This is a genomic window from Paenibacillus athensensis, assembly GCF_004514475.2.
GTDB lineage: Bacteria > Bacillota > Bacilli > Paenibacillales > NBRC-103111 > Paenibacillus_AL > Paenibacillus_AL athensensis.
The window spans coordinates 338,682-352,358 of record NZ_MYFO02000005.1 but is presented as its reverse complement, the minus strand read 5'-3'; the positions used below and the strand labels follow the sequence as shown (position 1 = coordinate 352,358).

The following is a 13,677-nucleotide window of genomic DNA, read 5'->3' as shown; positions in this document are numbered from 1 at the left end:
GCAAAGGAGATGGATGATGAAATCCAGAAAGGTGCAATTCGGACCGTTTGCCTATGATTTTGTTTCCGGGGAGGGCAGCTTGGACGCGCTGCCGGGCTGGCTCGCGGACAAGCCGTATGACCGCTTTGTCCTGATTGCCGATACCGGCATTCCCGACTGGATCGTGGCGCGAACGAAGGCGGTATTCGCTGCTGTGGCCCCTGCCGATGTGCTGCGGTTTGCGCCAGGCGAGAGCTGCAAAAATCTGACGACGGTGCAGGAGCTGGCCGAGCAGACGATTGCGCTGGGAGCGGACCGGCGCACGGCGATTGTCGCTTTGGGCGGAGGCGTGACCGGCAATGTGGCCGGGATTGTCGCCGGCCTGCTGTTCCGCGGGCTGCCGCTGCTGCACATTCCGACGACGCTGATGGCGGCTTCCGATTCGGTGCTGTCGCTCAAGCAAGCGGTGAATCTGCAAGCGGGCAAAAATCTTGCCGGCTTCTATTATACGCCGCAGCTCGTCTGCGTCGAACTAAGCTTCCTTGAAGCGCTGCCGGCGCGCGAGGTGCGGGCGGGCATGTGCGAGCTGGTGAAGAACCTGCTGACGATCAAGCCGGGGCATATTCCGGCGCTGCAGCCGCTGCTGCGTACTGACAATGTCTATTCGGCCGAGGAGCTGCAGACGTTTATCGATTTCTGCATCGATGCCAAAACGGCGGTCATGCGCGACGATCCTTATGAGAAAAAGGAAGCGCTCGTGCTGGAATACGGCCATACGATCGGCCATGCCCTGGAGCTGGTTAGCGACGGCGAATTCGTACATGGCGAATGCGTGGCGTTCGGCATGCGCTGCGCAGCGCGAATTGCCCGCCGCATCGGCCTGCTCGCACCCGCCGAGGTCGAGCAGCACGACCGTCTGATTGACGCGATCGGTGTCGATATTCGGCCGTCGGCCGAGCTGCTTCCGGGCATTGAGGCGTATATGAAAAAAGACAATAAACGCGGCTACCGTCAAGCCGAGTCGGGCAAAACCGCGCTCATACTGCTGAGCGGACTCGGGGAGCTGGCGCGCGACGGCGAAGCATATGTGACGCTGGTCGACAACAAGCTGATTCTGGAAGTCATCGAAGAGCAGCTAGTCGCTACGAAAAGTGCGGTGATGGGAACATGAAAACGATCCGAACATGGCCCCGCTGGCCGGAAGCCGATCAAGGAACGCTGGCCAAGCTGCAAGAGGTGCTCGACAGCGGCAGATGGGCGATCAGCGGCCCGTTCATGGGCCAGGCGACGATGGAGCAGCGCTTCGCCCGCGCTTTCGCCGATTATAACGGCGCTGCGCATTGCGTGACGCTGGACCACGGCACGTCGGCGCTGATTGCGGCGCTGGAGGCGCTGGACATCGGCTACGGCGACGAGGTGATTGTGCCGGGCTTCACGTGGGTGGCCCCGGCGATTGCGGTGTTGTCCGTCAATGCGATTCCGGTCATTGCCGATATCGAGCCGGATACGTTCTGCATCAGCCCGGACAGTATCCGGCAGAAGCTGAGCGCCCGCACGAAGGCGATCATTCCCGTGCACATGTACGGCTGCATGGCCGACATGGACGCCATTATGGCGATTGCCGGCGAATACGGGCTATCGGTGGTAGAAGACACCGCGCATAGCCACGGCTCGGTGTATAAGGGCCGATATGCCGGAACGCTGGGGCATATCGGCGTGTTTTCGATGCAGCAGGGCAAGGTGCTGACCTGCGGCGAAGGGGGCGCGGCGCTCACCGACGACGCCACGCTCAAGGAGCGGATCGAGCAGTCGGCGTGGAACGCGCGCACGCTGCTTGATCCGCAAGCGACGCCTGTTGGCGCGATGCAGCTCGTGACGGGGCGCTCGCGCTTCGCCACGAATCGCTGCATCTCCGAGTTCCAGGCGGCGATTCTGCTCGACCAGCTCGGCAAGCTGGACGCGCAGAATCTCAAGCGCGAACGGAACGCGCGCTGGCTGGACGAGCAGCTCGGGAGCATTCCCGGCGTGCTGACGATGCGCCGCCGGGAGGGTGTCGAGCGGCAGACGTACTACGGCTACGTCGTGCGGATCGATGCCGACCGTTTTGGCAAAAGCGCGGGGGAAGCGATTGCCCAACTGAAGGTGCTGCTGCAAATGGAGGATTTCATGCTCCATCCGCCATACATTCCGCTGCACCGAAATCCGCTGTATGCGCCGCATCCGCGCGTGCATGAGCTGGAGCCGTTTTATCGCGAAGCGCTGCAAACCGGCGAGCTGGAGCTGCCGCATTGCGACGAGGCGCATGCATGCGGCATTGTGTTTCACCATTCCATGCTGCTGGCGGAGCAGGAGGATTTGGCCGATATCGTTCAAGCGTTCCGCGGCTTGTCAGCCAGTAAGAGCTCACGGTAACCGACATCGCAGAATTTGTTATCTTACCGAACTGTCCAGCATTGGGCAGTTTTTTCTTTATCGGGACAACGGCGGCTTGCAGGACGCGCAGGAGCGCCTAAAAAAAGCCGAACCGGAACCTTGACGGTATAGGCAGGGTGTGGTTGACTAGACTTGACTGAATGCAGATGAATGATTGATATAACTTTACTAAACTTGACAATTCTGACGGTACGGCACGACTGACTTTCATTTTAAATGCTAGGATTGTGAATCATGAAAACGACGATCAAGGATGTAGCCAAGCTGGCGAACGTTTCGATCAGTACGATTTCCCGCGTCATGAACAGCCCGGAAATTGTGGCCCCAGAGAAGCGGCAGCGTGTGCTGGAGGCGATCGAGCAGCTGCGCTACCATCCCAATGCGCTGGCCCGCGGGCTGATTTTCAAAAAAACGAAAACGATCGGCGTGCTTGTGCCCGATGTGTCCAACGCGTATTACGCCGAAGCGATTCGCGGCATGGAGGATGCGGCCCGTGAGATGGGCCATAACATCATTTTGAGCAATACGGATAAAAACAAAAAGCGGCTCGGAGACTCGCTCCAGGTCATGGCGGAAAAACGGGTAGACGGCTTGATTTTCATGAGTGAGCCGGTATCCTCCGAGGATTACGAGCTGCTGCGCGCCACGGGGCTGCCGCTGGTGCTGGCCGCAACGCATAGTCTGGAATACGACATTCCTTCGATCAAGGTGAATGACGAGCAGGCGGCGTATGACGGGGCGGTCTACCTGATTGGCCAAGGGCATCGGCGGATTGCGATGATCAGCGGCCGGCCTGCCGATACGGTAGCCGGGCTGCCGCGGCTGCAGGGCTTTCTCCGCGCGCTCCGCGACGCCGGGCTGGAGCTGGATGTCGAACGCTGCGTAGCGTACGGCGATTATCGGTTCGAGCACGGCTATGAGGCGATGAAGCGGCTGCACCGCAGCTATCCCGAGCTGACGGCGGTTTTTGCCATGAGCGACGAGATGGGGCTTGGCGCGCTGTCCTATTTGCATGAAGTCGGAGTGAAGATACCTGCTGAGGTATCGGTGCTTGGCTTCGACAATACCCGGATGGCGTCGATGGCGATTCCGCCGCTGACGACGGTGGGCCAGCCGATTGCTCGGATTGGCTATGGCGCGGTGCAAAAGCTGTTGAAGGTGCTCGACGGCGAAGCGTGCGAGCTGCGGACGGAGCTGGCGCATGAGCTGGTTGTGCGCGATTCGGTTATAGCGCTGATTTCGCAGCAATAAGTACAGTTTTGTGAGAAAATTTCTCGCAAAACTGTATTTTTTTAATCCGGAGGCTTATAATTATACTAAGAGGTTCCACATTTCGATTTTAAAATAGGCGGTTATAAAGGATGGACTTGATACATGTTCCTTCAATTCAGTACGGAAAACTTTTTATCCTTCAAGGATAAAGTGACGTTTAGCATGGTGGCCGGCCCCGTGAGCGAGCACGAGGATACGCATGTGTTTGGGCAGGGGAAGTTCAGGCTGCTGAAATCCGCTGTGCTGTATGGCGCCAATGCCGGTGGAAAAAGTAATTTGTTTGCGGCGATGTCATGCATGAAACGGCTGGTGATTCATTCCTCGAAGGATTCGCAAGCAGGCGAAGAGCTGGAGGTGGAGCCCTTCCGGCTGAGCACGGAAACGGAGCATAAGCCAAGCCTTTTTGAAATGGTGTTTATTCAGAATCAGGTTTTGTATCGCTATGGCTTTGTGGTCGACAAGGAACGCGTCCATGAGGAGTGGCTGTTCTACCGGCCGGATTTGAGTAAAAATCGCGAAGTGATGCTGTTTGTCCGCGAGAACGACGACATTTCCGTGCGGCCGCGCACGCCTTTTTACGAGGAAGCTAAGGGAATGGAGCGAAAAACGCGCAGCAACGCGCTGTTTATTTCCGTGGTGGCGAATTTTAACGGTCCGATCGCGACAAGCCTGCTGGAATGGATGCGCGAGTTTAATTTTTTGTCCGGCACCTCGAATAATTCGATGGGGTATACGCTCAAATTGATGGAGAATCTTCAATACCGCAGTCAAATTCTCAGCTTTGTTCAGGCTGCCGATTTTGCGATTGATGAATTGAAGATGGAGAAGCTGCAGGTTGACGAGCTGCGGCTGCCGACGGGGATGGAAATTCCCAAAGAGCTGATGGAGCAGTTGTCTTCCGCAGAGATGTTCGTCAGCGCTCACACGAAATTTGACGGCAATCACCAGCCGGTAGGTCATAGTATCTTTGATGTGAACGCCAGCGAATCGGAAGGCACCAAGAAATTTTTGAGCATGGCCGGCCCGATTCTGGAGAAGCTGACCGAGGGCGGCGTGCTGGTCGTCGATGAATTTGATGCCAAGCTGCACCCCTTGCTGACAAGAAAAATCATTGAAATGTTTCACTCCTACGATGTGAATACGAAAAATGCCCAGTTGATTTTTGCTACGCACGATGTGACCAATCTGACCAAGGAGCTGCTACGCAGGGATCAAGTATGGTTTGCCGAAAAGGACCGTTACGGCGCAACCGATTTGTATTCGCTCGTCGACTACAAGCTGGACGAAGAAGAAACGCAGGAAAGAAAAGACCGCAAGGTCCGTAAGGATGCCTCTTACGGCAAGGACTACATGCTCGGTAAATATGGCGGTATTCCCCGTATTGGCGACCTGCATCGATTTTTGGAGGAGTACTGATTATGGGGACGGACGATTTGCATCACAAGCGAAAGCGGCAAAAGGAAGACGGCTACGACCGCTCCGGGGCCAATCGCCGGCCCAAGCGCGAACGGTTTCTGATCGTCTGCGAGGGCGAAAAAACGGAGCCGAATTATTTTCGGGCGTTTCCGGTCAAAACCGACGTGATCGATCTGGATATTCAGGGGGAAGGGAAAAATACGCTCAGTCTCGTTAAAGAAGCAGTGAGGCTGCAGGAGCAGGCCGCGGACCGGGGAACGCCGTATGTGCAGGTATGGTGCGTGTTTGATCGCGATTCATTTTCCAAGGATCAGTTTAATGAAGCGATCGCGCTGTGCGAGCGCAAGCGAATTCGCTACGCGTTTACGAATGAAGCGTTTGAGCTGTGGTATTTGCTGCATTTTGCTTTTGTCGATACGGCGTTGTCCAGAGATCAATATAAAGACAAGCTGAGCGAATATTTATGTCAGGAATACCGCAAGGCGGACCCAGGTATTTATGCGCTGCTGGCGGAGCTTGGAAACCAGCATCTGGCGATTCGCTGGGCCAAGGAGCTGCGGAAATTTCATTTCCATCGCGATGGCAAGCACGATCCCTGCATGCAAAATCCGTCGACGACGGTCCATGAGCTGGTTGATATTTTGAATCAATATTTGATCGATGAGGAATAAACGTATCGGGAATCCCTTTCGGCAGGGGTGGCGGAGTCCATCTTGCAGGAGGGGATTTTTGCGTCAAAGGGCGTTTTGGGCTGTGGCGGATAGGAAAGGGAACGCAAAGCGCGATTCAGGGGTTTGACCAAGGCGACGTGCGGGGGCCGTGGCGTTACAACTGAGCGATTGGCAATTGACAGCGACGTGTCGAGAGAAAAAAACGTTTGCAAAAAATGGAAACCGGAATTATAGTAGTCTTATAAAGAACTACTAATAAGGAGGTGCTTTCCGATGACGTTTTGCTTTGTGGTTTTGCTGGAGGTGGATGCCTCCTGGCTGGCGTTGTCGCGCGAGGAGCGGCGGGCGAATGCAGCCGGCATGTACGCTGCTGTGGCGAGGTCTGCGGGCAAGGTGCAGGTGCGGTATTTTGATGCCGATGCGTTCAGCGGGGCTTGTACGGATTTTGTCGTCTGCTTGACGGACGATCTGTGCGCGTACCACAGCTTGTGGGAGGAGCTGAAGGATTCCAAGCCGTTCGCTGGCGGCTATTTGCGGATCAAAGATGTGGTGTGTGGCATCGAAAATGCTTTTCAAGCGTATGAGACGGAAGTGCTCGGCATGGAGCGGGACGCTCAAAGTGTATAAACGGGCGGCATGAGCCGGAAGGGGGAATGGCGATGGAAGAAGTGGTGTTGCATTTGAAAAATCTCGGTTTTACCGAGCTGGAGGCCAAATGCCTGCATGTGCTTTTGGAGACGGGGGCGATGACCGGGTACGAAATTGCCAAACGGCTGGGCGTATCGCGTTCGAATGTGTATGTCGCGCTGCAAAAGCTGGTGGAAAAAGGCGTAGCGCTGGCCAGCAAGGGCGAGCCGACGCATTATCAGAGCGTGCCGATTGAAGAGATCGGCGACAGGGTCGAGGCGGAGCTGCAGGCATCGATCCGGTTCGTGAAGGAGCATCTGCCCAAGCGCGACGCTATGCGCACGGAATATTTCAGCGTGGAGGGTGACCAGAAGGTGCTGGAGCGGATTCGGGCCGAGCTGCGCCAAACGCGGGAGGAGGCGCTGTGCGATTTGTGGGCGGAGGAGGCCGGGCTGCTGGCTCCGGAGCTGCGGCTGGCGCAAGCGGGCGGAGCGCGCGTGTTGGTCTCGCTCGTTGGCGAGACCGAGCTGGACGGCATCGAATGCGTGCCGCATGGCCGTGAGGAGTCGTGGCGGCAGGAGCACGGGCGGAAATTCACGCTGCTGCTGGATCGGCGGCTGGCGATTATCGGCACGCGCGGCGGCGGGGGCGAACCGGCCAAGGCGATGCTGACCGAGCATCCGGCGATGGCCGCGCTTTTGCTCAATAACTTTTTCCACGATCTGGTGATGTACGAGCTGCACAAGGATATGGGCCCTAAGCTGGAGGACAAATATGGCAAAAACTTCAAGCGGCTGATCCAGAAGTATACAGAAGCCAGGGGCGCGGACGGCAAAGCGGAGGGCAAGGGCGAGAGCAAGGCGGAAGGCAAGGCCGAGGGCAGGGGCGAGGGCAAGGCGGAAGGCAAGGCCGAGGGCAGGGGCGAGGGCAAGGGTGAGGGCAAGGCGGAAGGCAAGGCCGAGGGCAGGGGCGAGGGCAAGGCGGACGGCAAGGCCGAGGGCAAAGGTGAGGGCAAAGCCGATGGCGGAAAGCGGAAGAAAAAGAAATGAGCGGCTCGTCCGGAGGACAACCGCAGGAGCTGACGCGCAAAGCCGCCCGCGGGGACGATGGCACAGCCGCGGACCGGCATGCTGTGAGCGCCGGCGCGGCTGAGGGAGCGGAGCAATGTGCTGCGGATAGAGTCGGGCGCAGCGCCGGAGAAGAGGCCGTGCTCACGGCCCCCGAGCGAGCCGAACGCAGCACTGACGGAGCGGAACGCGGCGAAGCGGAAGGCAGCGGCTGCGCTGCGGAGCGCCCGGCTGCGGCCTCAGCCGCTGCGCCGCCGATGAGCGCCGCGCAGCGCGGCGTGCTCGCTGCCGCCGAGGCGTATGCGCGCGCCTGCCTGGCCGGCGACAGCAGCGGCCACGACTGGTGGCACGTGCGGCGCGTCGTGACCACCGCGCGGCGGCTGGCCGCTGCCGAGGGCGCCGACGCCTTCGTGTGCGAGCTGGCCGCGTGGCTGCACGACGTTGCCGACGACAAGCTGCACGCCGATCCGGCGGCTGCCGAGCTGGAGCTGCGCGAGTGGCTGGCCGCGAGCGGAGCCGGCGATGCGGCTGCGGCACACGTGCTGGAGATCATCGGCACGATGTCGTTCAAGGGCGGCGACCGGCCGCCGATGCGCACGCCGGAGGGCCGCGTCGTGCAGGATGCCGACCGGCTCGATGCGCTGGGCGCAATCGGCATTGCGCGCACGTTCGCCTATTCGGGCTGGCAGGGCCGCCCGATGCATGATCCGGCGCTGCCGCCGCGCGAGCGGATGACGGAGGCGGAGTATCGCAGCGGCAATGACACGGCGATCAATCATTTTCATGAGAAGCTGCTCAAGCTGCGCGATTTGCTGAACACGGACGCGGCGCGCGCGCTGGCGGACGGGCGGCATCGTTTCATGGAGCTGTATTTGCAGCAGTTTGAGCGGGAGTGGGAGGGCGAGCTGTAGGCCCTCCTTTACTGCGCGCCGGGACCATTCCGCAGCCAATCGGAACGTGATCGTCGAGTCTACGCCCAGCGTCCTCTTCAGCGCCCCGCTCCGTCTTTTGTCCCGGCATCCGTTCCTAACTCCTCACACCACGCCGTTCATTCCGATGTTCCACGGAAACGACGGCTTCAACAGCTGACAATCCTCAATCTCGCGCACGGCGATATTGAAGCAGGCCAGCTTGCTCAGGAAATAACACGTCTCCGGCAAATGATGCTCAAGGAAGCGCAGCGTCAGGCGGCTGAGCAGCTCGGTGTTTTTATACTGAACGACGACGCCTTCGACAAACCGATAGAATGCCGCGACGACCTGGGCGATCTGTCTGGCAAATTTGCGCTGCGCGGGAAAATTCGGCGCATTGTAGTGCAGAAACAGCTTGATCGCTTCATTTTGCAGAATAAAGCCCTCGAACTGCCGGATGAACGCGTCGCATTGCACAATCAATTGGATCTCGGCCGGGTCCAGATGGTCGCGGAGCAGAACCGCATGGCCGAGCTGATCCTCCAGCCACATCCCCATCAGCTGCACCAGCGTGAGCGGCGGGTAAGGCACGCCGCGCGTCCAATAGCTTAGGATGCGCAAATATTCCTCGCTTTCCAATCCCGTACCGTTAAAAAAAGAAGGCGTCAGGCTCAGCACGATCTCGTTATTCATCCGCCGCCGCTGCAGCTCGCCCTCGAACTGATAGTAGCCGAGCATGACCGGATAGACCGCCTGCGACAGCTCGACCATGACCGGACTGGTCTCCAGCAGCGCCGGATCGGTATGGCGTATGCGTTCCAGCAGCTCGCCGAAGGCGCGTTTGTACCCGCGCGCGGTCTCAATCAGCGGCGTTTCGCCCGGTGCCAGCGCCTGCTCGACAAAAATGGCGTGATCCTGCGAAATGCTGACCCAAAACAAATGCTCCTGCCAAGGCGATATGTAGCACTCTATCACAGCGTGGTCGCCCCCTTTTTTCCGCTTCTTCCCGATGTTTATTCGACATAGACGGCGTTGAGAACTGAAATTGCCGACATTTGTGTTAAAATAGAAGAGATGCAATTCAACTAATGAGAGAAAGAGTGTCTGCGCTTATGAAAAAAGAAGCTAAACATATTGCCGGCATATCGCTCGGCGTAATGGGCGTCGGCTTTGCCGCTACGCTGCCTGTAGCCGCAACGGCCTGGGGCGCGTTCCTGCAGGGCGGCTTTGAGGCGGGTGTCGTTGGCGGGCTGGCCGACTGGTTTGCTGTCAGCGCGCTGTTCCGTCATCCGCTCGGCATTCCGATTCCCCATACGGCATTGCTGCCGCGCAACCGGGAGAAAATCACCCGCGCGCTCGTCCATACCGTGGAAAATGAGCTGCTGTCCAAAGCGACCATTCGCATGCGGCTGGAGCAAATTCCGTTTCTGTCCAAGGCGCTGGAGCTGGCCGAAGCGCATCTGGAATCGCAGGCGGTGCGCAGCGCGCTGGTGTTTGCTGCGAAGCAGGCGCTGAAGGCGGTCGATCCGCAGCAGCTGGCCCCGTGGCTGGCCGAAGCAGCGCGCTCCGGCTTGCAGGAGCTGGATACCGAAAGGCTGCTCCAAGGCGTTGTCGCCCAGGTGCAGGAGCAGGCTTATGACGCCAAGGCGTTTGATTTTGTGCTGGACAAGGTAGACGGCTGGGCGCTCAAGCGCGAGACGCGCGATCAGCTTGGCGGCATGGCGATCAAGGCGTTCGAGGGACTGCAGGCGGGCGGCTTTATGCAGTTCGCGGTTAATGCGTTCATCGGCATGCTCAGCGAGGAGAAAATCGGCGGGATTTTGCAAAACTTTATTTTGTCGTACACAGAGCAGCTGCGCACGAGCGGTCATCCGCGCCGTACCGCAGTGCTTGGGTATATCCGCCAGGAGCTGGATAAGCTGGGCGAGCAGCCGCAGCTGTTGAGCGAGCTGGAACGACTCAAGGAGAAGCTGCCGGACATGCTGGCGCTTGACGAGAAGTTGGAGGCGCTGCTGCGTCGGCTGCTGGATAAGGCCGAGGCGTTCGTCGACAGCCCGGAGTTTGCCGAGCGGTATGCGCTGCCGGCCGTGCGCCGGGTGTTGGCTTCTGTGCGCGATAACGAGGAGCGGCTGCAGGCCGGCGAAAGCTGGGTGCGCGAGCAAATTCTCGATTACGTCGAGCACAATCACGGCAAAATCGGCCAACTGGTCAAGGAAAACCTGGACAAGCTCGATAACGACAAGCTGATTGAAATGATGGAGGATCGGGTCGGCAAGGACCTGCAATGGATTCGCGTCAACGGGGCGATTTGCGGCTTTTTGATCGGGCTGGGCCTGGCTGGTCTGAAGCTGCTGTTTTAGCCGACTCGGTGGGTGAGCAGCCGATGTCCTCCGGTCGATAGCGGCTTCGACGCGCTGTTGAGCCGGATTTTTTGAATCGATGCATCAGATGAGGTGAAATCCGATCACAAAGGCGGCTGCTGTCGCTGTTCCAACTCGCTATCGACCCTCCGACCACATGTTCACCGGACGTTCAGATAGGAGCCACATAACGATTGACAAACAAACTAATTCCGATAAAATTGGTATGGTATAAGCGGAGCAGGGCTTGAGCCCATTGCCGCTTGAGGAGGAGCGTCCTTGATTCGTATTCATCAGGTCAGCAAAACGTTTGAGCAGCGCATCGGCGGCAGCTATAAAGCGCTTGACGACATTTCCTTGACGATCGGCCGCGGCGAATTTGTCTCCTTGCTCGGTCCTTCGGGCTGCGGCAAATCGACCGTGCTGAATCTCGTGGCGGGACTTGAGGACCACAGCGAAGGCATCATTGAAATTAACGGTAAAAAGGTCAACGGACCCGGAGCCGACCGCGTCGTCGTGTTCCAGGAGCACGGCCTGTTCCCGTGGCTGACCGTGCTCGATAACGTAGCCTTCGGCTTGAAGCAGAAGGGCATCGGCAAGAAGCAACGCCACGAAATGGCGATGGAGCAAATCAAATCCGTGCATCTCAGCCGGTTTGCCGACCGTTATCCCCATGAGCTGTCCGGCGGCATGCGGCAGCGGGCGGCGATTGCCCGGGCGCTGGCGATGGACCCGGAGATTCTGCTCATGGATGAGCCGTTTGCTGCGCTCGATGAGCAGACGCGCCTGATTTTGCACAAGGAACTGGAAGAAATCTGGATGCGCACGCGCAAAACGATTTTATTTATTACCCACAATATTCGCGAAGCCGTCATCCTCTCCGATCGGGTTGTCGTCATGTCCACCCGTCCCGGCAAGATCAAAAAGGAATTCGCCGTCAAAGCCGCCCGGCCGCGGGACAGCGCGGATTCCGTGCTGCATCATGTGGAAAATTCCATCATGGCGGCGCTTGCCGACGAGCTGGAGAAGGTTGTAAGAGAGGAGACCGGCGATGAGTACAGCATTAAGAAGAACGATTTTCCTGGTACTGCTGCTGATAGCTTGGGAGGCGGGATTTAGACTTTTTGATTGGGGCTGGAAATTCCCTTCGGTGACGCAGACGCTGCAGGCGTTTTACGACGGCTTCGTTCACGGCGATTTGCTGGCGGCTTCGCTCAGCAGCATGCGCCGGCTGATTGTGTCCTTTATCATTTCCATTGCGCTGGGAACGACGCTCGGCTTTTTGTTTGCGCGCTTTAAGCTGCTCGACGATACGATCGGCTTTGTCGTGGTGGCTCTGCAGACGATCCCGAGCATCGCTTGGCTGCCGTTTGCGATTATCTGGTTCGGCTTGAATGAAGCCGCGGTTATTTTCATTACGACGCTGGGCGCGACGTGGACAATGGCGTTGTCCAGCCGGACGGGAATCAAGAACATCCCGCCGATTTATTTGCGCGCCGCGCAGACGATGGGCACCGGCAACGGGCTGAAGATGTTCGTGCAGGTGATGATTCCCGCAGCCTTCCCGCATCTGATCAACGGCGTTCGCGTCGCTTGGGCGTTTGCCTGGCGGGCGCTCGTTGCGGGCGAGCTGATCGCCAAGGGCACGGGACTGGGGCAGCTGCTGCAGGAGGGGCGCAACCTCGGCGACACGTCCCTGATGCTGTGCATCGTCATTATCATTGCAGTGCTGGGCACGTTGTCCGACCACTTCTGCTTCAAGCGTCTGGAAGACAAGGTGCTGGAGCGTTACGGTCTCGCCGGCTCGAAAGCGAAATAAAGCGGCTTGGCGGGCGATGCCCGGTGCCAGGCGCGCCCATCCTAACGGAGCCTATCAAGGTACGACAGGAGAACGACGAATGAGAAAAATAGCATGGATGCTGGCGCTGATGCTGCTGGCCAGCGGGCTTTTGACCGCTTGCGGCAGCGCCGTGCCGGAAGGCAGTAAAGCGCATAAGGTACGTCTTGGCGTTTTTAAAAATGTGACGCACGCCGCCGCTTACATCGCCCTGCAAAAAGGCTACTTCCAGCAGCTCTGGGGCGATGATGTGGACATTGAAGTGACGGCGTTCGACAACGGCTCGGATCTGTCGATTGCTATGGCGACGGGCGACATCGATATCGGCTTTGTCGGCCCCGGCCCGGCGACGACGTTTTATTTGAAAAGCCGCAATTTCCGCATCGTCTCCGGCTCCAATAACGGCGGCGCGGTACTGGTGGCCCGCAGCGACGCCGGCATTGCCAGCGTCAAGGATCTTGCGGACAAAACGATTGCCATTCCGTCGAAGGGCAACACCAATGAAATTTCGCTGCGGCTGCTGCTGGCCCAGGCCGGTATCGGCGTCGGCAAAAAACAGGGCGAAGCGCACCTGATCGTGCGCGCTCCGGCTGATACGCTGATCTCCTTCCGGCAAAAGGAAGCGGATGCCACGCTCGTTCCCGAGCCGTGGGGCACGCAGCTGGAGAAGGCCGGACTCGGCCGGATTGTTGTCGACTGGCAGGGCATACCGCCATATGACGGCCATTACCCGACCGTGATTATGGTCGCCAGCGACACGTTTATCGAGCGTCAGCGTGAGCTGGTCAAGGGAGCGATCCAAGCGAACCGTCAAGCGATCGATTTTATTCATGCGCATCCCGATGAAGCGTACGATCTGATCAACAGCCAGCTGAAAAAGCTGAGCGGCAAGGGGATGGACAAAGCGCTGATCCGCGCTTCCATCAACCGGCTCGATTTGACGACGAGCGTCAGCCGCGAGGCCGTGGAGCAAATGGCCAAGGTTTCGATCGACGCACGTTATATCAAGGGTGTGAAGAAGGAAGAGCTGAATTTAAGCGACTTTTTCGACTTGTCCATGCTGCAGGAGCTGGAGAGCGAAAAGCCGTAAAGCGGTCCGGCTTG

Annotated in this window: 13 protein-coding genes; 12 read left to right on the top strand and 1 reads right to left on the bottom strand. The window is 58.6% G+C overall.

What is annotated here, in order from left to right; genetic code table 11:
• Window positions 1-13 precede the first annotated feature (13 nt).
• The 8 genes from B5M42_RS12230 to B5M42_RS12195 all read left to right on the top strand — a co-directional run bounded on the left by B5M42_RS12230 (window position 14) and on the right by B5M42_RS12195 (window position 8,376).
• A complete protein-coding gene (locus B5M42_RS12230) occupies window positions 14-1,150 on the top strand; it encodes a 2-deoxy-scyllo-inosose synthase (protein ID WP_167689728.1) in 1,137 nt (378 codons plus the stop codon).
• Window positions 1,147-2,391 (top strand): DegT/DnrJ/EryC1/StrS family aminotransferase, encoded by a 1,245-nt coding sequence (locus B5M42_RS12225; protein WP_134751250.1) that lies wholly within the window; start codon window positions 1,147-1,149, stop codon window positions 2,389-2,391. Before B5M42_RS12230 ends, B5M42_RS12225 begins: the two co-directional genes overlap by 4 nt.
• Before the next feature lie 255 nt (window positions 2,392-2,646).
• On the top strand, window positions 2,647-3,663 hold the full coding sequence (locus tag B5M42_RS12220) for a LacI family DNA-binding transcriptional regulator (RefSeq protein ID WP_134751252.1): 1,017 nt from the start codon (window positions 2,647-2,649) through the stop codon (window positions 3,661-3,663).
• Window positions 3,664-3,786: 123 nt separating this feature from the next.
• The gene (locus B5M42_RS12215) at window positions 3,787-5,100 is read left to right on the top strand and encodes an AAA family ATPase (RefSeq protein WP_134751254.1); all 1,314 of its coding nucleotides are present in this window, start codon (window positions 3,787-3,789) and stop codon (window positions 5,098-5,100) included.
• Window positions 5,101-5,102: 2 nt separating this feature from the next.
• Window positions 5,103-5,771, top strand: a complete 669-nt coding sequence (locus B5M42_RS12210; protein WP_134751257.1) for an RloB family protein — start codon at window positions 5,103-5,105, stop codon at window positions 5,769-5,771.
• Between the two features lie 273 nt (window positions 5,772-6,044).
• Window positions 6,045-6,398: a darcynin family protein gene (locus tag B5M42_RS12205; protein ID WP_134751260.1), complete on the top strand. Its 354-nt coding sequence runs from the start codon at window positions 6,045-6,047 to the stop codon at window positions 6,396-6,398.
• A 32-nt stretch (window positions 6,399-6,430) separates the two neighbouring features.
• Window positions 6,431-7,447: a TrmB family transcriptional regulator gene (locus B5M42_RS12200; protein WP_167689731.1), complete on the top strand. Its 1,017-nt coding sequence runs from the start codon at window positions 6,431-6,433 to the stop codon at window positions 7,445-7,447.
• Between the two features lie 275 nt (window positions 7,448-7,722).
• Window positions 7,723-8,376 carry an HD domain-containing protein gene (locus tag B5M42_RS12195; RefSeq protein WP_134751529.1) on the top strand — a complete coding sequence of 218 codons (654 nt, stop codon included), beginning with the start codon at window positions 7,723-7,725 and terminating at the stop codon, window positions 8,374-8,376.
• 123 nt (window positions 8,377-8,499) lie between these two features.
• Here B5M42_RS12195 and B5M42_RS12190 read toward each other — a convergent pair whose 3' ends face one another.
• Window positions 8,500-9,351: a DUF2935 domain-containing protein gene (locus B5M42_RS12190; protein ID WP_167689733.1), complete on the bottom strand. Its 852-nt coding sequence runs from the start codon at window positions 9,349-9,351 to the stop codon at window positions 8,500-8,502.
• 137 nt (window positions 9,352-9,488) lie between these two features.
• On the opposite strand from B5M42_RS12190, the gene B5M42_RS12185 reads away from it, so the two are divergent.
• The 4 genes from B5M42_RS12185 to B5M42_RS12170 all read left to right on the top strand — a co-directional run bounded on the left by B5M42_RS12185 (window position 9,489) and on the right by B5M42_RS12170 (window position 13,663).
• Window positions 9,489-10,736 carry a DUF445 domain-containing protein gene (locus tag B5M42_RS12185; protein ID WP_167689735.1) on the top strand — a complete coding sequence of 416 codons (1,248 nt, stop codon included), beginning with the start codon at window positions 9,489-9,491 and terminating at the stop codon, window positions 10,734-10,736.
• Window positions 10,737-11,015: 279 nt separating this feature from the next.
• A complete protein-coding gene (locus tag B5M42_RS12180) occupies window positions 11,016-11,855 on the top strand; it encodes an ABC transporter ATP-binding protein (RefSeq protein WP_134751267.1) in 840 nt (279 codons plus the stop codon).
• The gene (locus B5M42_RS12175; protein ID WP_134751269.1) at window positions 11,788-12,555 is read left to right on the top strand and encodes an ABC transporter permease; all 768 of its coding nucleotides are present in this window, start codon (window positions 11,788-11,790) and stop codon (window positions 12,553-12,555) included. The genes B5M42_RS12180 and B5M42_RS12175 overlap by 68 nt, the downstream gene beginning before the upstream one ends.
• A 79-nt stretch (window positions 12,556-12,634) precedes the next feature.
• On the top strand, window positions 12,635-13,663 hold the full coding sequence (locus tag B5M42_RS12170) for an ABC transporter substrate-binding protein (protein WP_134751271.1): 1,029 nt from the start codon (window positions 12,635-12,637) through the stop codon (window positions 13,661-13,663).
• Window positions 13,664-13,677 lie beyond the last annotated feature (14 nt).